The 19991-nt window shown below is 64.5% G+C and carries 20 protein-coding genes and 1 pseudogene; 10 read left to right on the plus strand and 11 right to left on the minus strand.

What is annotated here, in order from left to right; genetic code table 11:
• The 4 genes and pseudogenes from BLV07_RS48750 to BLV07_RS10515 all read left to right on the plus strand — a co-directional run.
• A pseudogene (locus BLV07_RS48750) lies at window positions 1-118 on the plus strand (chemotaxis protein CheW); the annotation flags it as partial.
• 70 nt (window positions 119-188) lie between these two features.
• Complete coding sequence (locus tag BLV07_RS10505; protein WP_007600538.1) at window positions 189-554, plus strand: response regulator; 366 nt, start codon at window positions 189-191, stop codon at window positions 552-554.
• A gap of 75 nt (window positions 555-629) precedes the next feature.
• A complete protein-coding gene (locus BLV07_RS10510) occupies window positions 630-1823 on the plus strand; it encodes a protein-glutamate methylesterase/protein-glutamine glutaminase (protein ID WP_091883894.1) in 1194 nt (397 codons plus the stop codon).
• Window positions 1820-2692 (plus strand): CheR family methyltransferase, encoded by an 873-nt coding sequence (locus BLV07_RS10515; protein WP_091883898.1) that lies wholly within the window; start codon window positions 1820-1822, stop codon window positions 2690-2692. The genes BLV07_RS10510 and BLV07_RS10515 overlap by 4 nt, the downstream gene beginning before the upstream one ends.
• Window positions 2693-2742: 50 nt before the next feature.
• Here the strand turns inward: BLV07_RS10515 and BLV07_RS10520 are convergent, their stop codons facing one another.
• From BLV07_RS10520 to ctrA, 5 genes are all read right to left on the minus strand, one after another.
• Complete coding sequence (locus tag BLV07_RS10520; RefSeq protein WP_091883902.1) at window positions 2743-3126, minus strand: DUF2750 domain-containing protein; 384 nt, start codon at window positions 3124-3126, stop codon at window positions 2743-2745.
• A gap of 13 nt (window positions 3127-3139) precedes the next feature.
• On the minus strand, window positions 3140-4300 hold the full coding sequence (locus tag BLV07_RS10525) for a glutathionylspermidine synthase family protein (RefSeq protein ID WP_091883907.1): 1161 nt from the start codon (window positions 4298-4300) through the stop codon (window positions 3140-3142).
• An 85-nt stretch (window positions 4301-4385) separates the two neighbouring features.
• Complete coding sequence (locus tag BLV07_RS10530; RefSeq protein WP_091883911.1) at window positions 4386-4796, minus strand: hypothetical protein; 411 nt, start codon at window positions 4794-4796, stop codon at window positions 4386-4388.
• Between the two features lies 1 nt (window position 4797).
• A complete protein-coding gene (locus tag BLV07_RS10535; protein WP_091883916.1) occupies window positions 4798-5202 on the minus strand; it encodes a DUF350 domain-containing protein in 405 nt (134 codons plus the stop codon).
• A gap of 304 nt (window positions 5203-5506) precedes the next feature.
• Window positions 5507-6208, minus strand: coding sequence for a response regulator transcription factor CtrA (gene ctrA, locus BLV07_RS10545; protein ID WP_016848562.1), 702 nt, complete (start codon window positions 6206-6208; stop codon window positions 5507-5509).
• A gap of 424 nt (window positions 6209-6632) precedes the next feature.
• Between ctrA and fliI the strand changes: the two genes are divergently transcribed.
• From fliI to BLV07_RS10580, 6 genes are all read left to right on the plus strand, one after another.
• Window positions 6633-7958, plus strand: coding sequence for a flagellar protein export ATPase FliI (gene fliI, locus BLV07_RS10550; protein ID WP_091883920.1), 1326 nt, complete (start codon window positions 6633-6635; stop codon window positions 7956-7958).
• A gap of 121 nt (window positions 7959-8079) precedes the next feature.
• Window positions 8080-8499, plus strand: coding sequence for a flagellar export protein FliJ (gene fliJ / locus BLV07_RS10555; protein ID WP_091883925.1), 420 nt, complete (start codon window positions 8080-8082; stop codon window positions 8497-8499).
• A 318-nt stretch (window positions 8500-8817) separates the two neighbouring features.
• Complete coding sequence (locus BLV07_RS10560) at window positions 8818-9363, plus strand: sigma-70 family RNA polymerase sigma factor (protein WP_091883929.1); 546 nt, start codon at window positions 8818-8820, stop codon at window positions 9361-9363.
• A 37-nt stretch (window positions 9364-9400) separates the two neighbouring features.
• Window positions 9401-10462, plus strand: a complete 1062-nt coding sequence (locus BLV07_RS10565; protein WP_091883933.1) for an anti-sigma factor — start codon at window positions 9401-9403, stop codon at window positions 10460-10462.
• Between the two features lie 333 nt (window positions 10463-10795).
• Window positions 10796-11755: a helix-turn-helix transcriptional regulator gene (locus BLV07_RS10575; protein WP_091883942.1), complete on the plus strand. Its 960-nt coding sequence runs from the start codon at window positions 10796-10798 to the stop codon at window positions 11753-11755.
• Window positions 11756-11871: 116 nt separating this feature from the next.
• Entirely contained in the window at window positions 11872-13092 is a 1221-nt protein-coding gene (locus tag BLV07_RS10580) for an NAD(P)/FAD-dependent oxidoreductase (RefSeq protein ID WP_091883947.1), read from the plus strand.
• A 302-nt stretch (window positions 13093-13394) separates the two neighbouring features.
• Here BLV07_RS10580 and BLV07_RS10585 read toward each other — a convergent pair whose 3' ends face one another.
• The 6 genes from BLV07_RS10585 to BLV07_RS10610 all read right to left on the minus strand — a co-directional run bounded on the left by BLV07_RS10585 (window position 13395) and on the right by BLV07_RS10610 (window position 19991).
• Window positions 13395-13595, minus strand: a complete 201-nt coding sequence (locus tag BLV07_RS10585; protein ID WP_091883951.1) for a hypothetical protein — start codon at window positions 13593-13595, stop codon at window positions 13395-13397.
• A gap of 294 nt (window positions 13596-13889) precedes the next feature.
• Window positions 13890-16031, minus strand: coding sequence for a flagellar biosynthesis protein FlhA (gene flhA / locus BLV07_RS10590; RefSeq protein WP_176945463.1), 2142 nt, complete (start codon window positions 16029-16031; stop codon window positions 13890-13892).
• Between the two features lie 374 nt (window positions 16032-16405).
• A complete protein-coding gene (locus BLV07_RS10595; protein WP_091883961.1) occupies window positions 16406-16708 on the minus strand; it encodes a copper-binding protein in 303 nt (100 codons plus the stop codon).
• 16 nt (window positions 16709-16724) lie between these two features.
• A complete protein-coding gene (locus BLV07_RS10600; protein ID WP_176945464.1) occupies window positions 16725-17180 on the minus strand; it encodes a cupredoxin domain-containing protein in 456 nt (151 codons plus the stop codon).
• Between the two features lie 35 nt (window positions 17181-17215).
• Complete coding sequence (locus BLV07_RS10605) at window positions 17216-18553, minus strand: copper oxidase (RefSeq protein WP_091884664.1); 1338 nt, start codon at window positions 18551-18553, stop codon at window positions 17216-17218.
• 13 nt (window positions 18554-18566) lie between these two features.
• Window positions 18567-19991: a TolC family protein gene (locus BLV07_RS10610; RefSeq protein ID WP_091883970.1), complete on the minus strand. Its 1425-nt coding sequence runs from the start codon at window positions 19989-19991 to the stop codon at window positions 18567-18569.

Below are 19991 nucleotides of genomic sequence, written 5' to 3' on the forward strand. Positions count from 1 at the left end.
CCTCGATCCGCGCATGGCCAAGCTCGCCGGCGGCGTCCACCGCCTCGACGGCCAGCTCATGGTCGTCCTCGACGTCGATCGCGTCCTCGAGCTCGCGCCCGAGATGATGGCGGCCTGATACGGCGGCATCGCCGTCATCGGGCCTGCAATGGAAGTGCCCCGGCAAAGGGGAGGAAGCAGAGGTTCACATGCGAACTTGTCTCGTCGTTGATGATTCCAGCGTCATCCGCAAGGTTGCGCGCCGGATCCTGGAGGGCCTCGACTTCCAGATCCTCGAAGCCGAAGACGGTGAGAAGGCGCTGGAGGCCTGCAAGCGTGGCTTGCCCGACGCGGTGCTGCTCGACTGGAACATGCCCGTGATGGATGGCTACGAGTTCCTCGGCCATCTCAGGCGCATGCCCGGCGGCGACCAGCCCAAGGTGGTGTTCTGCACCACCGAGAACGACGTCGCGCACATCGCGCGCGCGCTGCACGCCGGCGCCAACGAGTACATCATGAAGCCCTTCGACAAGGACATCGTGACGGCGAAATTCCAGGAAGTCGGCCTTATCTGAGCGATCGCCCGGAGGCTGAACGGATCCTTCGGCGCTTGTTTTCAACTGAACCGTTTCAGTCTGAGTTGGTGAGTAATGGGTACTGCGTTCGCAGGTAGTTCGACCACGGGTTCGTCGCGCGAAGCGGGGCCGCTGCGGGTGATGATCGTCGACGACTCCGTCGTCATCCGCGGTCTGATCTCGCGCTGGATCGGCGCCGAGCACGACATGGAGGTCGCGGCCTCGCTGCGCACCGGGCTCGAGGCGGTCAACCAGATCGAACGCATCAATCCCGATGTCGCCGTGCTCGACATCGAAATGCCCGAGCTCGACGGCCTCTCGGCGCTGCCGCAACTGCTGGCGAAGAAGCGCAATCTCGTCATCATCATGGCCTCGACGCTGACTCGCCGTAACGCGGAGATCAGCTTCAAGGCGCTGTCGCTTGGCGCGGCCGACTACATTCCGAAGCCGGAGTCGACGCGCGAGGCCTCCGCCGCGGACACCTTCCACCACGATTTGATCCAGAAGATCCGTCACCTCGGCGCGCGTCTGCGCAGGAAACCCGCGGTTGCGAGCCCGCCACTGGCGCCCGCGAGCCCGGCTCCGGCCGTACGTGCACCGGCCGTCGCGCGATCCGCCGCGCCTGCGCCGGCCCCGGCCGCGCCGTCGTCGGGCGCGCTGGCGATGCGCCCGTTCTCGACCCAGACGCCGAAGGTGTTGCTGATCGGCTCCTCGACCGGCGGTCCCCAGGCGCTGATGGCACTCGTCACCGAGCTCGGCCCGGTGATCGACCGCGTCCCGGTGCTGATCACCCAGCACATGCCGCCGACCTTCACTACCATTCTTGCCGAGCATCTGGCGCGCTCGAGCCGCAAGCCGGCGGCCGAGGCGATCGACGGCGAGCCGGTGAAGCCGGGACGGATTTATCTGGCGCCCGGCGGCAAGCACATGCGCGTCGTGCGCAGCGGCGCCGACACCGTGATCGCGCTCGACGACGGCCCCGCCGTCAATTTCTGCAAGCCTGCGGTCGATCCGCTCTTCACCTCCGCCATCGACATCTGGCACGGCGGCATCCTCTCCGTGATCCTGACGGGCATGGGCTCCGACGGCATGCGCGGCGGCAAGGACATCGTCGCTGCCGGTGGCAGTGTCATCGCGCAGGACGAAGCTTCCAGCGTGGTCTGGGGCATGCCGGGCGCGGCCGCCAATGCCGGCATCTGCGCGGCGATCCTGCCCCTCAATCAGATCGGCGCCAAGGTCAATCGCCTGTTCGCGGGAGACCGCTCGTGACGCCGGTCGATTACGACTATTTGCGCAAGTTTCTGAAAGAGCGCTCCGGTCTCGACCTGTCCGCCGACAAGCAATATCTGGTCGAGAGCCGGCTGCTGCCGCTCGCCCGCAAGGCGAGCCTATCTGGCATTCCCGATCTCGTGCTGAAGATCAGGAACGGCGATGGCCGGCTTGCGACCGACGTGGTCGAAGCGATGACCACCAACGAAACCTTCTTCTACCGCGACAAGATCCCGTTCGATCATCTGCGCAATACCATCCTGCCGGGGCTGATCCAGGCACGCGCGGCGCGCAAATCGCTGCGCATCTGGTCGGCGGCGTCGTCGACGGGGCAGGAGCCCTATTCGATCGCAATGTGCGTGAAGGAGATGGGAGCGGCCTTCGCCGGCTGGCGCATCGAGATCGTCGCCACAGACCTGTCGCAGGAGGTGCTGGAGAAATCCAAGGCCGGCGTCTACAGCCAGTTCGAGGTGCAGCGCGGCCTGCCGATCCAGCTCCTGGTGAAGTATTTCACGCAGTCCGGCGACATCTGGCAGCTCAATGCCGACATCCGTTCGATGGTGCAGTTTCGCCAGCTCAATTTGTTGCAGGACTTCTCCCATCTCGGCACGTTCGACATCATCTTCTGCCGCAACGTGCTGATCTATTTCGACCAGGACACCAAGGCCGTGATCTTCGAGCGCATGGCGAAGTCGCTGGAGGCTGACGGCACGCTGCTGCTCGGCGCCGCCGAATCCGTTGTCGGCATCACCGATGCCTTCCGTCCTATCGCCGACCGCCGCGGGCTCTATCAGCTCAACCCTGCGCGCTCCAGCCGCCCGATGGGGGGATTGATGCCGCCGACACTGAAGGTCGCCGCGGCGAGGTGAGGTGGAGCTCTTACCTCGCCCCGCTGGCGGGGCGAGGTATAGGCCGCGCATCAGTACTTTTGCAGTTCTGCCTCAAGGGCTGACTTCAGCTCGTCTGCTGATGGCGTTACCCCCTTGCTCGCCGGCGTGAAGAAGACGCCCGGCAAAACACCATCCTGCTGCAACTTGGGTAAGAGCACTTCTATAAAGTCGCTCAAGGTGATAGAGCGTGGTTCATACCCACTCCACTCGTTCGAAGCGCAAACTTCGGCATATTCCTCTGCGGGCCAAAGTGGGAATACGGTCGCTCCATCATCCGCCGCCGCAAGAGCCCATCCATCCCGGTAAAGTCCCCATAGCGCCTGCCGATCGGCAACAACTTTGACAAAATGTTCGAAGCGCTTGATGCCAGGCAATGTAAGCACTGCCGCCATCTGCTTCGGAGGCGCCCTCATGAGATTGCTCCTACTACAAAATCGCGTGCGGGAGAAAGCGCGAGCGGTTGCCCGTGATTGGGCTCTCGTCCTCGCGGATCGACAGGCCGCAGGGCTCGTGGTCCACCAGCCAGCTTCCGATCACCGGATAGAAGCCCGAAAAATTCGGCAGCGGTGACAGCGCTTGCCGCACGAAACCTTCAGCGCCGTAGGGGCCTGCCTGCTCGTCGAGCGGCATGCCGCCCGATACCAGCGTGACGTTGGCGCCTTCGCGCGACAGCAGCGGCTTGCGCACATAGGACGTGCCGAGTTCAGCCGCGCGCGGATCGTCCTCGAAGAAGGCCGGCAGCAGGTTGGGATGGTTCGGAAACATCTCCCAGAGCAGCGGCAGGATGCCTTTGTTGGAGAGCACGGCCTTCCACGGCGGCTCGATCCAGCGCGTCGGTGCGTCCTTGAGCTTCGCACCGAAGGCGTCGTGGAACATCCATTCCCAAGGATAGAGCTTGAACGCGAGCGCGATGTCGCAATCGTCGAGATCGACGAAGCCGCCACCATCATCGCGCCAGCCGACCTGTTCGATGTCGAGCAGCCTGGTCGAGAGCCCCGCCTGGCGTGCGGTGTCTTCGAGATAAGCGAGCGTGCCGGCGTCTTCCTCATTGCCGGTGATGCCGGTGAGATGGACGTGGCGGCCTGCTGCAATCTCCTTCCATGCGGCGATCAGCCGCTCATGGATCGAGTTGAACTGATCGGCACGCGCCGGGATCATGCGGCGTTCGATCGCCTGTTCGAGCCAGGTCCATTGAAACACCGCAGCCTCGAAGATCGAGGTCGGCGTGTCCGCATTGTATTCGAGCAGTTTTGCCGGACCATTGCCGTCGAATTTCAGGTCGAGCCGGCCGTAGAGGCTGCGGTCGTTGCGCTTCCAGCTCTCGGCGATCAAGCTCCAGAATGCTTCCGGAATCTTCAAGCGGCGCAGATGGCGCTCGTCACTGATGACGCGGCCGGCGAGCTCCAGGCACATCGTGTCGATCTCGCCGGTCGGCGTCTCGATGCCGCGCTCGATCTCGTCGAGGGTGAAGCCGTAATAGGCGCGCTCGTCCCAATAGCGTTCGCCGTCGATGGTGTGGAAGGCGAAGCCGCATTGCGCTGCGGTCTCTCGCCAGTCGTCGCGCTCGAGACAAACGATGCGTTGCATGTCATTTCCTGCGCATGATCTCCGCGCAAACGCGATTCGCGTTTGTCGCGATGGAAAACCGGTGGCCACTTTTCCGGATCATGCGCTAGCCGCCGCTCGAGAAGCCATGGCCAAACGAACCGAAGCCGCCGCGGCTCACGCTTTGGGAGCCCGAGTCGGACGACGTTCCCAACGAGGAATGGCTCGAGGAATCGCTGCTGAAGAAGCTCGATCGCGACGACCAGCGCGAGCTGCTGCCACCGCTCGAGGAGCTGCTTCTGCTGCTGCACGTGGTGCTCGCCTGTGCCGGCGTCTCCGTTCCGGAAACTGTCGCCCCGGGAGGAGGCGGCTCGCAGGTCTGCCGCGGCGTCATCGTGTAGGCGGTGGTGCCGACCGCGATCGTGCCCATCACCAGCAGCGCAACATGGCCGGAGCGCTTCATCGGTGGCCGCGGCGGCGGTGGCTCGGTCACCGGCCGGCGCTTGCCGAACTCCTTTTTGGAGGATTTGTCGGCCATGTCAGTAGATCATGCAGGCGGCGTTCAGCAGGCCCGCCGCGAGCGAGGACAGGCCGAGCCAGATCGACGGGGCAAGCTCGCCGGCAGAAATCCGCGCCGACAGGTCCGGCACCGGGACCTTCACGAGGAAGAACACGATGACCTGCACGACCAGTGCGATAGTCGCCCAGATCAGGCAGTCCAGCACGTTGGCCGAATGCGCGATGGCGCTGACCAGCGGTGCGACGAAGCCGAGCAGGCTGAGGCCGAGCGCGATCGCCGCGGCCGGCTCATTGTCGCGGATCAGCTGAAATTCGTTATGCGCCGTGATGCGGGTGTAGACGAACAGATAGGCCACGATCGCGATCAGCCCGGTGCAGAAATAAACCAGGAAGGCGGGCAGGCCGGCGAGTGATTGCAGGATCATCGTTCCCCCATCGTGCAGCGACCATTCGTCGGCTGGCGGAGGGTAGCGGTTCAAACGTTAGAGAGGGATGAAGTCCTATCAGCACGGTTGCTGTGCCTCTCCCGCTTGCGGGGGAGGTCGGCGCGAAGCGCCGGGTGGGGGCTCTCTCCACACGGGGGCTATCCCGATGCGGGGACACCCTCACCCCGCCCTCTCCCGCAAGCGGGAGAGGGAGAAGACGTCCAAAAAACAAAACCCCGCCATTTGCGGCGGGGTCCAGGCTGGGAGGAGCGAGCCCCGAGGGGCTCGCGACGTAAACCCAGGATCAGGCGGGGATGCGCTCGTCGGCCTCATGCGGCTCGCGCAGCACATAGCCGCGGCCCCACACGGTCTCGATGAAGTTGCGGCCCTCGGAAGCGTTGGCGAGCTTCTTGCGGAGCTTGCAGATGAAGACGTCGATGATCTTCAGCTCCGGCTCGTCCATGCCGCCATAGAGATGGTTAAGGAACATTTCCTTGGTGAGGGTCGTGCCCTTGCGCAAGCTGAGGAGCTCCAGCATCTGATATTCCTTGCCGGTCAGATGCACGCGCTGGCCGCCGACTTCCACCGTTTTGGTGTCGAGGTTGACGACGAGGTCACCGGTCTGGATGACCGACTGGGCATGGCCCTTGGAGCGGCGCACGATCGCGTGGATGCGGGCCACCAGCTCGTCCTTGTGGAAGGGCTTGGTCATGTAGTCGTCGGCGCCGACGCCGAGACCTTTGACCTTGTCCTCGATGCCGGCGAGGCCGGAGAGGATCAGGATAGGTGTCTTGATCTTGGAGACCCGGAGCTGCTTGAGCACGTCGTAGCCGGACATGTCGGGCAGGTTGAGGTCGAGGAGAATAATGTCGTAATCGTATAGTTTACCGAGATCGACGCCTTCTTCCCCCAAATCGGTCGTGTAGACGTTGAAGCTTTCCGACTTCAACATCAGCTCGATCGACTGCGCGACGGCGCTGTCATCTTCAATCAGCAAAACGCGCATGCCAGTTCCCCATAGTCGCCGCTCCTGGGCGTCAGGTCGGCCGCATTCGCGGCACTCAACAAAACGCCTTTGAACAACTGATTCGGATCCTGACAACAGATGGTTAACAAACTCTGATTCTGGAACGCAAGTCCCCCCGGTGCAATTTTTGTCGAATCGCCCTAAGGTCTTGCGTACGAAGCAGCTTTCGTAACCCGATTCCGTTCAAGCTCCACTTTAAGAGACGGGCCTAACCGACTCCCGCGACTCAGCCTTCTTCTGAAGGGAAGTCACGCTCAGTTTCAAAGACAGTGACGCAATGATTAATGATGCGGGTAAACACGAAGTTAAGCGCCGTTCAGAAATATGGCGAAACTTAAGGTTTTCACCGTGAAGCCCCGGATGACGAAGGTGCGCACTTTATGAAGGTTATGAAGGCCCACCGATGAAGGCTTTGGCCGAACAGATCGGCGACATCGACGGCATTAATATTTACGGCCGCGTGGTCGGCGTGCGCGGCCTGATGGTCGAGGTGGCCGGTCCCATTCACGCCATGTCGGTCGGCGCGCGGCTGGTGATCGAAACCGGCGCCAACCGCTCCATTCCCTGCGAGGTGATCGGCTTCTCCGGCAATAATGCCGTCGTGATGCCGTTCGCCGGTCTCGATGGCGTGCGCCGCGGCTGCAAGGCAGTCATCGCCAATGCCGCCAATCAAGTGCGACCGTCAGCGGCCTGGCTCGGCCGCGTCGTCAATGCGCTGGGCGAGCCGATCGACGGCAAGGGGCCGTTGCCGCAAGGTTCCTCGCCGATGCCGTTCCGCAATACGCCGCCGCCCGCGCATTCGCGCAAGCGCGTCGGCGCCCCGCTCGATCTCGGCGTGCGCGCGATGAACACCTTTCTCACCTGCTGTCGCGGCCAGCGCATGGGTATCTTCGCGGGCTCCGGCGTCGGCAAGTCGGTGCTGCTGTCGATGCTGGCGCGCAACGTCGATGCGGCGGTCAGCGTCATCGGGCTGATCGGCGAACGCGGCCGCGAGGTGCAGGAATTCTTGCAGGACGACCTCGGCGAGGAGGGCCTTGCGCGGTCCGTCGTGGTGGTCGCGACCTCGGACGAGCCGGCGCTGATGCGCCGTCAGGCCGCGTATCTGACGCTCGCGGTCGCCGAGTATTTTCGCGACGAGGACAAGGATGTGCTGTGCCTGATGGACTCGGTGACGCGCTTTGCCATGGCCCAGCGCGAGATCGGCCTGTCCGCCGGCGAGCCGCCGACCGCCAAGGGCTACACGCCGACCGTGTTCACCGAACTGCCGAAGCTTTTGGAGCGCGCCGGACCGGGCCTGGGGGAGGGCGCCATCACCGCGATCTTCACCGTGCTGGTCGACGGCGACGACCATAACGAGCCGATTGCGGATGCCGTCCGCGGCATCCTCGACGGCCACATCGTGATGCAGCGCTCGATCGCCGAGCGCGGCCGCTACCCCGCCATCAACATCCTCAAATCTGTCTCCCGCACCATGCCGAAATCGGCCGATCCGCAATTCTGGCCAACCATCCAGCGGGCGCGGCAGGTGATGGCGACCTATGCCGATATGGAGGAATTGATCCGGCTCGGCGCCTACCGGGCCGGCTCCAGTCCCGAGGTCGACGAGGCGATCCGCCTGCACGAGCCGCTCGAGGCCTTCCTGCGCCAGCGCAAGGACGAAAATGCATCACTCGCGGACGGCTATCGCCAGCTGGCGCAAATCCTCGGTGATTTGGAAACGGAACGCTAACTTTGTCAGTTCATCATCCGACCCCACAGAGTAGCAGAGCCGGTCTTGGCCGCAATCGGGGCTGTGGGCAGACCGGTGCCGTCCCACGTGCAGCGAGGGGACTTCTGGGGAGTACGAGTCGATGAAGTCACGAGATACCCTCATCCGCCTGAAGAAGTTTCAGGTCGACGAGAAGCGCCGCCGGGTCACCCAGATCGAGACCATGATCGCCGACTTCGAGCGGATGTCGGTCGATCTCGAACGCGAGATCCAGACCGAGCAGGAGCGCGCCGGGATCAACGATCCCTCGCACTTCGCCTACCCGACCTACGCCAAGGCCGCGATCCAGCGCCGCGAGAACCTGACCCGCTCGGCCGACGAGCTCAAGGGCCAGCTCGACGAAGCCAAGGCTGCGTTGGCCGAGGCCTTCGAGGAGCTGAAGAAGGTCGAGCTGCTGGACGAGCGCGACCAGGCCCGCGAACGCGCCGAAGAGAACGCCCGCGAGCAGGCTGACCTCGACAGCATCGGCCTGATGCGCGCCCGCATCGGCGCCGTCGCCTAACGGCGCCAGCAGCAAGACCGCCGAGAAATCTGCCAAACCCGGACCCGCAAGGTCCGGGTTTTCGTATGTGCTGTCCACAGTGTGGCGCTGCGCCCCTTGGTGGTCGGCTTTGTCGCGCGCTATGGTAGCGGGAATGAATGCTGTGCCAGCGACGGCGGTGCCCACCTCTCCCTTGGGAGAGGTCGGCGCGGAGCGCCGGGTGAGGGGTGACGGTCTCCCGTTAGTCCTGCGCCCCCTCACCCGATTTGCTGCGCAAATCGACCTCTCCCCGCCGGGGAGAGGTGAAGGGAAGCGACGGGCCGCGTTTCAGGGGGCTGAATGCTGACGCCAGCAGAGCTGGTCGGGCTGATTGAGGCGGTGGCGAAGCGCGATCAGGCCGCGTTCGAGCGGCTCTACGTCGCCACGCGCGCGAAACTTTATGGCGTCGTGCTCCGTATCTTGCGCCGGCAGGATCTCGCAGAGGAGGTCATTCAAGAGACCTACGTCAAGATCTGGAACAGCGCTGGCCAGTTCAATCCGGCTATGTCCTCGCCGATCACGTGGATGGCGTCGATCGCGCGCAACCGTGCGATCGACATCGTGCGCAAGAAGTCCGAAGTCTCAATCGAGGAAGAGCCTCAGGCGATGGAGGTGGCAGCCGACAGTCCTGATCCGCTGGCGCGGAGGGAGATGACCGAGGAGTTGAAGCGGCTCCTGGAATGTATCGGCAGGCTCGAGCCGGATCGCCAGCGCCTCGTGCTTCTCGCCTATTACAACGGCTGGAGCCGCGAGCAATTGGCGGAGAAATTCGCGGCGCCCGTCAACACGGTGAAGACGTGGCTTCGGCGCAGCATGTTGGATATCCGCGAGTGTCTCGGACTCTGATGGCTTGGATGGTGAGGATGGTTCCGGACTGCAACTGATGGCCTACACGGAGGACCATATCGCGCTCGCCGCGGAATATGCGCTCGGTACGCTCGACGCCGACGAGCGCGCGCAGGTCGAGACCATGATGGCGGTGGATGAGGCGTTCGCCGAGATCGTGCAGGCCTGGGCCCATCGGCTCGGCGTCCTCAACCAGATGGTCGGCTCGGTCGAACCGCGTCCGATCGTGTGGGAGAACATCAGGTCCGAGATCGCGCGCACGGCGCTTGCGCAGGAGCCACCTGCGCCTGCCGAGGCTTCGCCGCCGCCACCTCCGCCCATACCGGAGTTGCCCTCGCCGGAGACTGCGTCATCTGAATCCGCGACGGAGGGCGTGCAGTCCCCTGAGCCGCAGCAACCCGAAGCGGAGCAGCCGCAGCCGTCGCGTCCCGAGCCCGACGCCATCCCGGACATCGCGCCGCAGTTCATCCCGCAGGTCCATGCTCCGGATCTCAATGTCGTCCGCGCGCCGCAGGCGCTGGTCGTCGACGATGGCAATGTGATCCGTCTCGAGGGGCGCGTGAAGCGCTGGCGCAACATCGCATCCGCCGTTGGCGCACTTGCGGCCGCGCTGCTCATGACGCTGTCGCTCCAGATATTCCTGCCTGATGCGCTGCCGGGCGCCTTGCGTCCTGCGCCACGCATCCAGACGGTGGAAGTGAAGACACCGGCCGCCCCGCTCACCGCCTCTGCGCAATATGTTGCCCTATTGCAGGGCCAGGGTGGCGGCCCCGCCTTTATCCTCACCATCGACGGTGCGACGCGGAATTTCACGGTCCGGAAGGTCGGCGCGACCCCGGAGCCCGGCAAGAGCTTCGAGCTTTGGCTGATCTCCGACAAGCTGCCGCGGCCGCGTTCGCTCGGCGTGATCGGTGCGAGCGATTTCACCGCGCGTCCGCTGCTCGCTTCCTACGATGCCGACGTCGTCAACGGCGCGACCTACGCCGTCACCGTCGAGCAGGCCGGCGGTTCGCCCAACGGACAGCCGACCTCGGCGCCGGTGTTTTCCGGCAAGCTGATCGAGACCGTGCCGCCGACGCAGCCGCCGGCGAAGAAGTAGACGAACATTTCATCGTCGTCCTGGCGAAAGCCAGGACCCATTACCCCAAGTGAATATTGTTGCGTTCAGCACGAGCAACGTCCTCGTGCGCCAACTGGCGACGGTGGTTATGGGTCCTGGCCTTCGCCAGGACGACCTGTAGAGGCATTGCCCAATCCCAAACGACGGCCAGCACGCTGGCAAATTGTCGCCACGGTCCACCCTCCGTCGCATCCCGACAAGTCCTGCCGAATCCGCCCCTGATTTGAACCTCCCCGCACTTGGCGGCGTCAAATCCCCGGAATTTGCAGTCGGCGCCGCCGATCATGGTGCCGGAGAGGGGCCAGAAATCAGATGGATGCAGCGAGAACGCCAGGCATCTTCATTCACCAATATGCGGGGCTGCCGCACGGCCCGGCGTTCGAGCATTGGCGCGAGCGGGCCTTCGGTTCCTGCGGCCTCGATATCGGCCCGAGTCAGGGCGACAGCATCGACTGCCGGCTCCAGGTCAGCGTCGTCGACAACATCGCGCTCGCCATTCCCGAAGGCGCTTCCGCACAATATTCACGCACGCAGAGCCACCTTGCCGACGGCAGCGACGATCTCGTGCTGATTGCAGCACATGCGGGCCTCGTCCGCGTCGGGCAGAACGGCCATACCGTCGAGCTCGCGCCGGCGCAGATGGTGCTCGTCGACATGAGCATCACCGGCACCGTCGGCCACACCGACGAGGAGCGCTTCACCACCATCCGCATGCCGCGCCGCGCGCTGCTCGACATCAATCCGCGCGCGGAGGACAAGCTGTCACAGGTGCTCTCCGACGGCGCGGTCGCCGAGACCATCTTCCGCTACCATGCGCTCGCCGCCAATCAGGCGCCGCATCTCGATGCCGTCGGCCAGCGTCTGACCGCGCAACACATGGTCGATCTCGTCGGCCTCCTGCTCGGGACCGACGCCGAGCATGCCGGACTTGCGCGCGGACGCGGGCATGCCGCGGCGCGTCTCGATCTCATGCGCGCCGACGTGATGGCCGCGCTCGGCCGTAACGATCTCTGCCTGTCCGAGATCGCGACGCGCTCGGGCCTCAGCCCGCGCCAGGCGCAGCGCCTGTTCGAGCAGGCCGGCACGACCTTCACCGAATTCGTGCTGGAGCAGCGCCTGCTACAGGCCCGCAAGCTGCTCGGCGATCCCCGCGCCAGGGCGCGCAAGATCAGCGACATCGCGCACGCCTCGGGCTTCGCCGATCTGTCCTATTTCAACCGCGCCTTCCGCAAGCGTTTTGGCGCGACGCCGTCGGAGCTGCGCGAGGCGTAAGTCGCGATTTTGTGCAGCGGTGCGGCGCTGCCGTAGTTGGTGGATGCGGGCTGTTGAGCTATATCTACCTGCGCGGGCAGACCGCGGGATTGCTTTGGAAAGTAGTGTAGGCGGACATGGCGCGTATCGTCGTGCTCGGCGCCGGGTTTGCAGGCCTGTGGGCGGCCATCGGCGCTGCGCGCAAGCGCGACGAGATCGGCGCGAGCGGGCGGGACATCGAGATCCGCGTCATCGACCGCAATCCCTATCACAACATCCGCGTGCGCAATTACGAGATCGACCTCGGCGAGATCGCGCTGCCGCTGCCGCAACTGCTCGATCCGATCGGCGTCAACCATGGTCTCGGCGAGGTTGAAGCCATCGATCCGGCACATCGCGAAATCTCGCTGGTCACCAGCGGCGGCGAGGAGACGTTGCACTATGACCGCCTCGTGCTGGCGCTCGGCAGCGAGGTGATGCGTCCCGACATTCCAGGCCTTGCCGAGCACGCCTTCGACGTCGACACCTATGCTGCGGCACTTCGCCTCGAGGATCATCTCGTCTCGCTTGGACGCAGCGCCCCGTCGCCGGGGCGTGCGACGGTTGTGGTGGTCGGCGCCGGCTTCACCGGCATCGAGGTCGCGGCCGAGATGCCCGCCAGGCTGACGCGTGCGGGCATCAGCGGCAGCCGCCGCATCATCCTGGTCGATCCCAATCCGGCGGTCGGCGCCACCATTGGCGCGCATGCGCGCCCCGTCATCGAGACGGCATTGTCGTCGCTCGACGTCGAGACACGCCTCGGCGTGCGTGTGGTCTCCGTGGAGGCCGCCGGTATGCACCTGAGCTCGGGCGAGTTCATTGCGACGCAGACGGTGATCTGGTGCGCAGGGATGCGTGCAAGCCCCTTAACGGCGAGCTTTCCGGACGCGCGCGATCGCCTCGGGCGCATTCTGGTTGATCCCTTCATGCAGGTTGCGGATGTCGGCGGCGTGTTCGCGGCCGGCGACGTTGCCTCGAGCGTGATCGACGGGCTGCATCCGACCGTGATGTCCTGTCAGTTCGCGCGGCCCATGGGCCGCTTCGCCGGCCACAACGTGGTGGCCGATCTCGCCGGCCTGCCGATGCTGCCGCTGCGGATCGACTGGTACGTGACCGTGCTCGATCTCGGCGGCTGGGGCGCGCTTTATACCGAAGGCTGGGACCGCGAGGTGCGCGCCACCGGCGCGGCGGCGAAAGTGACCAAGGAGACGATCAACCGCAGGCGCATCTATCCGCCGCTCACCGGCAGCAAGGATGAGCTGTTCGCGGCGGCCGCGCCGACGGTACAGGCGCCGCCGCCGACCTATGGGGGGCGGTAGTTGCCAAAGATTCGGTGTCATCGCCCGCGAAAGCGGGCGATCCAGTATTCCAGAGACAATAGTGGGATACGGAGAAGCCGCGGCGTACTGGATTCCCCGCCTCCGCGGGGAATGACAGCGGAATTTGTGGGACTGCTGGCGCCACACCCACAATGCAAACATACCCCAGACGTGAGAAAGCGCCCGTGGGGGGCGGGCGCTTTCTGTAGTCGACTTGGGGTTGGGGTCGTCTACATATCCACGTGGCGACTTTGGGGGGCTGGTAAAGAGCCGCGTGAATTCACAAAACTCGTCAGATCTCCTTAGCGAACGAGAGACGCGTTCGAACTGGTGATAACGACCGGCTTGTCGGCCTTGATGACGCGGGCGGTCTGGGTCAGACCTTCATCCGAATCCGTGCGTGCGGTGATGCCGAGGCCCGCCACCGCGATCCCTGCGACGAGGGCGACGACCACAATTTTCAAATGGGTCGCGCGATCAGCGCTGTAGATCGAGTGGTTCATGGAAGCCTCCTGCCGCCATCTACCCGAAGTAGTCGCCAGCCCTTTCAGGCCGGTTCATGTTTCCGGTGGCTAACAACCTAGTATTGGGAGGATTCGTTCCCAAGAGGCGATCACAAGGGCGTGAAAGGACGTGAAACGTCGCGATCAAAAACGTCCCTGGATCGTTCGATTATATAATTATTTCAAAGATGTAATGTGCCTGCGGGTTGTCTTTTCGATGCTTGGTCCACAAGGCGCCAGGAACTCAAAAACCATTTGCCTGTGGCCGAAAAACACACGGCTTCTTGAGGCAAATCAGATGCTTCCGACCGTTTTCAACCTCGCCCTAGGGTGGATTTCGGCCTGCGACAGCACGGTGGTCTGGGCTCGGAACCGTTCCACCAGGGAACGCACGAACGGACGAATTGCGGCAGAGGTCACCAGCACCGGCGCCTCGCCTTCGCGGGCGGCACGCTCGAACGCTTCGCGCACGGCGGTCATGAACTCCGACAGTTTCGAGGGTTGCATCGCGAGGCTGCGCTCCTCGCCCTGGCCGATGATGGATTCGGCGAAGGCCTGCTCCCACCGTGCCGACAGCGCGATCAGCGGCAGATAGCCGTTGTAGGAGGTGTTCTGCGCGCAGATCTGCCGCGCCAGCCGGGCGCGGACATGCTCGACCATGGTCGCGGGATTGCGCGAGAAGGCGAGCGAGTCGGCGATGCCTTCGAGGATCGTCGAGAGGTCGCGGATCGAGATGCGCTCGGCGAGCAGGAGCTGCAGCACGCGCTGGATGCCGGAGACCGTGACCTGTCCCGGCACGATATCCTTGACCAGCTCGCTCTGCTCCTTCGGCAGCTCCTTGAGCAGCTTCTGCACCTCGCCATAGGAGAGCAGGTCCGACATGTTGGCCTTGAGCAGCTCGGTGAGGTGGGTCGAGAGCACGGTCGCAGCATCGACCACAGTGTAGCCCTTGAGCGAGGCCTCCTCCTTGAGGCTGGCATCGACCCAAGTGGCGGGCAGGCCGAAGGTCGGCTCGGTGGTGTGGATGCCGGGCACCTGCACCTGGCTGCCGCCGGGGTCCATGACCATGAACTGGTTCGGCCAGATCTTGCCGGTGCCGGCGTCGACCTCCTTGATCTTGATGATGTAGGTATTGGCCTCGAGCTGGACGTTGTCGAGGATGCGCACCGCCGGCATCACGAAGCCCATCTCGATCGCGAGCGAACGGCGCAGCGCCTTGATCTGCTCGGTGAGGCGGTCGGTGCCATCGGGGCCGTTGACCAGCGGCAGCAGAGCATAGCCGAGCTCGATCTTGAGGTCGTCGATCTTGAGCGCCGCCGAGATCGGCTCTTCGGCCGCAGCCGCGCCCGGCGCACCCGGCATGCCCGGAGCAGGCGCGGCCTTGGCGGCTTCCTCGGCCTTGACGGCAGTCTTCTTGTGGTTGCGGGCGTGCCAGGCCAGCGCGCCGGCGCCGGCGCCGAGCGCGAGGAAGGGGATGGTCGGAATGCCCGGCAGGGCCGCCAGCACCAGCATCACCGCCGAGGACATGGCCAGGGCCTGCGGATAGCCGGAGAACTGCTTCATCAGCGCCTTGTCGGCGGCGCCGGAGACGCCGGCCTTGGAGACGAGCAGGCCGGCCGCGGTCGAGACGATCAGCGCCGGCACCTGGGTGACGAGGCCGTCACCGACGGTCAGCAGCGTGTAGCTGCGGCCGGCGTCGGCAAAGGACATGCCCTGCTGCGCCACGCCGATGATCATGCCGCCGACGACGTTGATGAAGACGATCAGCAGGCCGGCGATGGCATCGCCGCGGACGAACTTGGAGGCACCGTCCATGGCGCCGAAGAAGCCGCTCTCGTCCTCCAACTCCTTGCGCCGCTCCTTGGCGACCTTCTCGTCGATCAGACCGGCGGAGAGATCGGCATCGATCGCCATCTGCTTGCCGGGCATGGCGTCGAGGTGGAAGCGGGCGGCAACTTCAGCGATACGGCCCGAACCCTTGGTGATGACGACGAAGTTGACGATGATCAGGATGGCGAAGACGATGATACCGATGACGAAATTGCCGCCCATCACGAAGCTGCCGAACGCTTCGATAACGTGACCGGCGGCAGCCGTGCCCTCGTGGCCGTGCGACAGGATCAGCCGGGTCGAGGCCATGTTGAGCGACAGGCGCAGCATGGTCGAGATCAGGAGGATGGTCGGGAAGGCGGAGAATTCCAGCGGCGCCTGAATGAACAGCGACGTCATCAGGATCAGGATCGAGAGCGTTATCGAGATCGCCAGGAACAGATCCAGCACGATCGCGGGCAGGGGGAGGATCAGCACCACCAGGATGGTGAGGATGCCGAGCGCCAGCGCGATGTCGCCGCGCTTGAGGATGGTGACGATCTCGTTGAGGGAGGGGATCGAGGGCCTTGCTGCGCCTACGCCCTGTCCTGCGGTGACGTCGACCATGGTAGCTGCCTCCCCGCGCGACTGCCGTCCGCGCGCCCCAAACGTCTGCGCGGCGGCCGAAGGGCCGCCGTTCCGAAAGTGAGGCACCGCACTGGCGTCCACGGGGGATCTCCCGTTCTACCCGGCTGACGACACTCGACTTCACCCGGCAATTTTTGCCCGGTGTATGGTTAGCAAAGGGTTAACGGAGGGGTGGGGGCAGGAGTGCGGGACGGGTGTTTTGCCCGTCATTCCGGGACGCGCGCAGCGCGAACCCGGAATCCATCCTGCGGTAAGTGACGTGGAGACATGGATTCTCTGATGCGCAATTGCGCATCATAGTTCGCGCCAAGAGGGCGCGCCCCGGAATGACCACAACGGAATGCCGAGGGCCCTTACTTCGCCTTCTCCATCTTCGTCACCGTGTACCCCGATGCCGCCTCCTCGGCCTCGAAGGTTACCTTGTCGCCGACCTTCACCTGCTTCAGCATCGCTGTGTCCTTGACGCGGTAGACCATGGTCATGGGTTCTTCCATGCCGAGGCTCTTCGCAGGTCCGTGCTTGAGCGTGATCTTGCCGGCGCCCTCGTCGATCTTCTTGACCTCGCCGATGATCGAGGCGCCCTGGGCGGCGAGCGCTCCGGCGGCAAGGCCGATGGTCAGCGCCAGCGCTGCGGCAATGCGGATGATCTTGTTCATGACTCTCTCCTTTGGCTCAATTCACGGTGACGTGGCCGACCATGCCGTACTCGCGGTGGTCGGGAATCAGGCACGAAAATTCGAACGTGCCGGCCTTGCTGAATTTCCAGACGATCTCGGCTGTCTTGTTCGGGGCAAGCCGCACTCCGTTCGGATCGTCATGCTCCATGTGCGGATGCTTCTTCATCACCTCGGCATGCGCGAGATTCTCCTTGGGTGTGGCGAGCAGAAACTCGTGGTCCTCCTTGCCGACATTGCGCAGCACGAAGCGGATCTGCTCGCCGCGCTTCACGTTGATGTTCGACGGCTCGTACGACATCTCGCTCAGCGCGATCTCGATGGTGCGCGCCGGCTTTTTGGGATCGCCGGGCTCGCCCGCTGAAAAGGATGTATGGCCGTGATTTTCGTGCGCACCGGCGGACGAGATCGAGAGCGCTGCCAGCGCGAGGACGAATGTGACGGTCTTCTTCATTGTGGTCTCCAGTTGGGGGTGGTTCATCGAAACGATCACATCTTCATGTTCTTCATCGGCGGGCTGCCCGGTTTTTGCCGTGCCGGCTCTGTGGCCGGCGCCGTGACCTCGTAGGCGACGGTGCCTTGCGGGAACTTGTAAGGTCCGGGATCGCGGTAATCGTCGCGCGCGAGGTCCTCGCGGATTTTCATCACCGTGAACATGCCGCCCATCTCGATCGGCCCAAACTGGCCGGTGCCGGTCATCATTGGCAGCGTGTTGTCGGGCGCGGGCATCTCCATGTTGCCCATCGCCATGCCGGTCGAGCCCATCGCCATGCTGTCAGGCGCGAGCTTGCCGACGGCCTTGGCGAGATCCTTGCGCGACACGCCGATCAGATTGCGCACCTCGTGTCCCATCGCATTCATGGTGTGATGCGACTTGTGGCAGTGGAAGGCCCAGTCACCGGGATTGTCGGCGAGCACGTCGAACACCCGCACCGCCCCGACCGGCACGTCGGTCGTCGTCTCCGGATATTGCGCGCTCTCAGGAATCCAGCCGCCGTCGGTGCAGGTCACCGCAAAGCTGTGGCCGTGCAGGTGGATGGGATGGTTGGTCATGCTGAGATTGCCGATGCGCACGCGCACCTTGTCGCCGAGCCTGACCGGCAGCGGATCGATGCCGGGAAACACCCGCGCATTCCAGGTCCACATGTTGAAGTCGGTCATCTCGTTGACATGCGGCAGATAGGTGCCGGGGTCGACGCGATAGGTGCTCATCACGAAGACGAAGTCGCGGTCGACGGGGCGGAAATTCGGGTCGCGCGGGTGCACGACGACCATGCCCATCATGCCCATCGCCATCTGCACCATCTCGTCGGAGTGCGGGTGGTACATGAAGGTCCCGCTCTTCTTCATCTCGAATTCGTAGACGAAGGTTTTTCCCGGTTGGATGTGCGGCTGGGTCAGCCCGCCGACGCCGTCCATGCCGCTCGGAATGATCATGCCGTGCCAGTGCACGGTGGTGTATTCGGGCAGTCTGTTGGTGACGAAGATGCGAACCTTGTCGCCCTCCACCGCTTCGATGGTCGGGCCCGGCGACTGGCCGTTATAGCCCCACAGATTCACCTTCATGCCTTCGGCGAACTCCCGCACCACGGGCTCGGCGACGAGATGGAATTCCTTCCAGTCGCCGTTCATGCGGAACGGCAGCGACCAGCCGTTCAGCGTGACCACGGGCCGGTAGTCCGGACCGCTGCTCGGATGCAGCGGCGGCTGCATCACCACCTTGTCCATGTGCGGGGCCTCTGGAATCGATGCGGCCTGGACGCGGCCGCTGATGGCTGAGGCGCTGGCAAGCGCGGCTGTGCCTAAAAATCCTCGGCGGGAAAACATGTCGGCCTCCATGTCAGTGGCCGCCATCGGCAGGCGCTGCCGCGGCGATGGTGGTTGGATTGTCGCTGCCGGCCGCAGGCGAGCCGCCGCCATTGACGACGGTCTGCAAGTCGGACTGCGCGAGGAAGAAGCGCTGCTTGGCATCGATGGCGCCGCGCAGCGACGCCAGGCGCTGCCGTGCCTCGGTCAGTAGCGCGAAGATATCGACCTGCATGCTGGAGAAGCGCAGCTGCATCTCCTCCGTGATGATCTTTCGCAAAGGGATGATCTCGCGCTGGTAGTGGCTGGCGATGTCGTAAGTGGAGCGATAGATGCGATAAGCGTCGCGTGCCTCCGAACGGACGTTGACGGCGCGCTCGGTCAGGCGGTTGAAGGCGAAATTGTAGGTCTCCGCCGCTTGGCGCACGCGCACCTCGCCGCCGTCGAAGATCGGGATCTGGAACTGGACGTCGAAGCCGCGCTCGCGGAACGGCGCACCTTCCGGATCCTGCGTGCGGCGGGAGATGCCGGCGAGATCGAGCAGGGTGACGAAGCGCGTCGCCTCGGTGAGGTGCAGCGATTTCGCCAGCGCCGTCAGCTCCAGCCGCGCGATCTGCAGGTCAATGCGATGGGCGACCGCGTCGGTTTCGATCGAAGGCAACGTGTGCGGCCGGCGCGGCAGCGGCGGCAACGCGTTCGGCAGACGGAAGTCGAGGCCGCCGTCCCACAGCCCCAGCAGGCGTGCGAGCCTCTCGCGTGCGCTCGCTGCCGTCTGCCGTGCGGTGGCGAGGTCGGCGGTGGTCTCGGCGTAAAACACCTGCTCGCGCGCCTGGTCGAGCTTGTTGAGCGAGCCGGTCTCGCCGAGCTTGACCGCGAGCTGCGCGGTCGATTCCGCCGTCGCCTTCGCGTCCGTCAGCAGCACCACCATCTCGTTGCCGGCAACGGCGCGCCAATAAGCGCGGCGGACGTCGGCGGCGAGCCGCAATGTTGCCAGTGCCGCGCGCAATTGGGCCTGGCGAAAACGATCGCGGGCGATGTCGGAGCGGAACGGCAGGGTGGCGAGCGCGAGGATGTCACCCACCACCTGGCGCTCGATCTCGCTGGCGCCATTGCCTGAGATCCGCGAGATCGAGAACACAGGATTGGGCGGCAGGCTCTGTTCGACCAGATCGGTCTCGGCGAGTGCCAGCTCGTTATAGGCCGCCTGCAGCCCCTTGTTGTTGAGCAGCGCGATCTGCACGGCCGTGTCTGCGGTCAATGTCCGCGACAGCAGCTGGCGCACGCGCCCGTCAACTGCGCCCTCTCCCTCAGTCGTTCGCACGAAGGCGACGTCCTTGTTGATGCTCTGGCTCGTCAGCTCCGAGACTGTGGTCATGCCGCTGTCGGGCGAGAACGCGGCGCAGCCAGACAGATTGAGCGCGGCGAGAAGGAGCAGGCTTCGCGCGAAATGATGTGCCAT

The organism is Bradyrhizobium sp. Rc2d (assembly GCF_900099855.1).
Taxonomy (GTDB): Bacteria; Pseudomonadota; Alphaproteobacteria; order Rhizobiales; family Xanthobacteraceae; genus Bradyrhizobium.

Excerpts from the sequence above, each read along its gene's own strand:
- BLV07_RS10595 (WP_091883961.1), bottom strand. The coding sequence starts at position 16,708 with ATGAACAAGATCATCCGCATTGCCGCAGCGCTGGCGCTGACCATCGGC.
- BLV07_RS10605 (WP_091884664.1), bottom strand. The coding sequence starts at position 18,553 with ATGTTTTCCCGCCGAGGATTTTTAGGCACAGCCGCGCTTGCCAGCGCC.
- BLV07_RS10560 (WP_091883929.1), top strand. The coding sequence starts at position 8,818 with ATGCTGACGCCAGCAGAGCTGGTCGGGCTGATTGAGGCGGTGGCGAAG.
- BLV07_RS10580 (WP_091883947.1), top strand. The coding sequence starts at position 11,872 with ATGGCGCGTATCGTCGTGCTCGGCGCCGGGTTTGCAGGCCTGTGGGCG.
- fliI (WP_091883920.1), top strand. The coding sequence starts at position 6,633 with ATGAAGGCTTTGGCCGAACAGATCGGCGACATCGACGGCATTAATATT.
- BLV07_RS10505 (WP_007600538.1), top strand. The coding sequence starts at position 189 with ATGCGAACTTGTCTCGTCGTTGATGATTCCAGCGTCATCCGCAAGGTT.
- fliJ (WP_091883925.1), top strand. The coding sequence starts at position 8,080 with ATGAAGTCACGAGATACCCTCATCCGCCTGAAGAAGTTTCAGGTCGAC.
- ctrA (WP_016848562.1), bottom strand. The coding sequence starts at position 6,208 with ATGCGCGTTTTGCTGATTGAAGATGACAGCGCCGTCGCGCAGTCGATC.
- BLV07_RS10575 (WP_091883942.1), top strand. The coding sequence starts at position 10,796 with ATGGATGCAGCGAGAACGCCAGGCATCTTCATTCACCAATATGCGGGG.
- BLV07_RS10520 (WP_091883902.1), bottom strand. The coding sequence starts at position 3,126 with ATGAGGGCGCCTCCGAAGCAGATGGCGGCAGTGCTTACATTGCCTGGC.
- BLV07_RS10585 (WP_091883951.1), bottom strand. The coding sequence starts at position 13,595 with ATGAACCACTCGATCTACAGCGCTGATCGCGCGACCCATTTGAAAATT.
- BLV07_RS10565 (WP_091883933.1), top strand. The coding sequence starts at position 9,401 with ATGGCCTACACGGAGGACCATATCGCGCTCGCCGCGGAATATGCGCTC.
- BLV07_RS10600 (WP_176945464.1), bottom strand. The coding sequence starts at position 17,180 with ATGAAGAAGACCGTCACATTCGTCCTCGCGCTGGCAGCGCTCTCGATC.
- BLV07_RS10510 (WP_091883894.1), top strand. The coding sequence starts at position 630 with ATGGGTACTGCGTTCGCAGGTAGTTCGACCACGGGTTCGTCGCGCGAA.
- BLV07_RS10610 (WP_091883970.1), bottom strand. The coding sequence starts at position 19,991 with ATGGCACATCATTTCGCGCGAAGCCTGCTCCTTCTCGCCGCGCTCAAT.
- BLV07_RS10535 (WP_091883916.1), bottom strand. The coding sequence starts at position 5,202 with ATGATCCTGCAATCACTCGCCGGCCTGCCCGCCTTCCTGGTTTATTTC.
- flhA (WP_176945463.1), bottom strand. The coding sequence starts at position 16,031 with ATGGTCGACGTCACCGCAGGACAGGGCGTAGGCGCAGCAAGGCCCTCG.
- BLV07_RS10525 (WP_091883907.1), bottom strand. The coding sequence starts at position 4,300 with ATGCAACGCATCGTTTGTCTCGAGCGCGACGACTGGCGAGAGACCGCA.
- BLV07_RS10530 (WP_091883911.1), bottom strand. The coding sequence starts at position 4,796 with ATGGCCGACAAATCCTCCAAAAAGGAGTTCGGCAAGCGCCGGCCGGTG.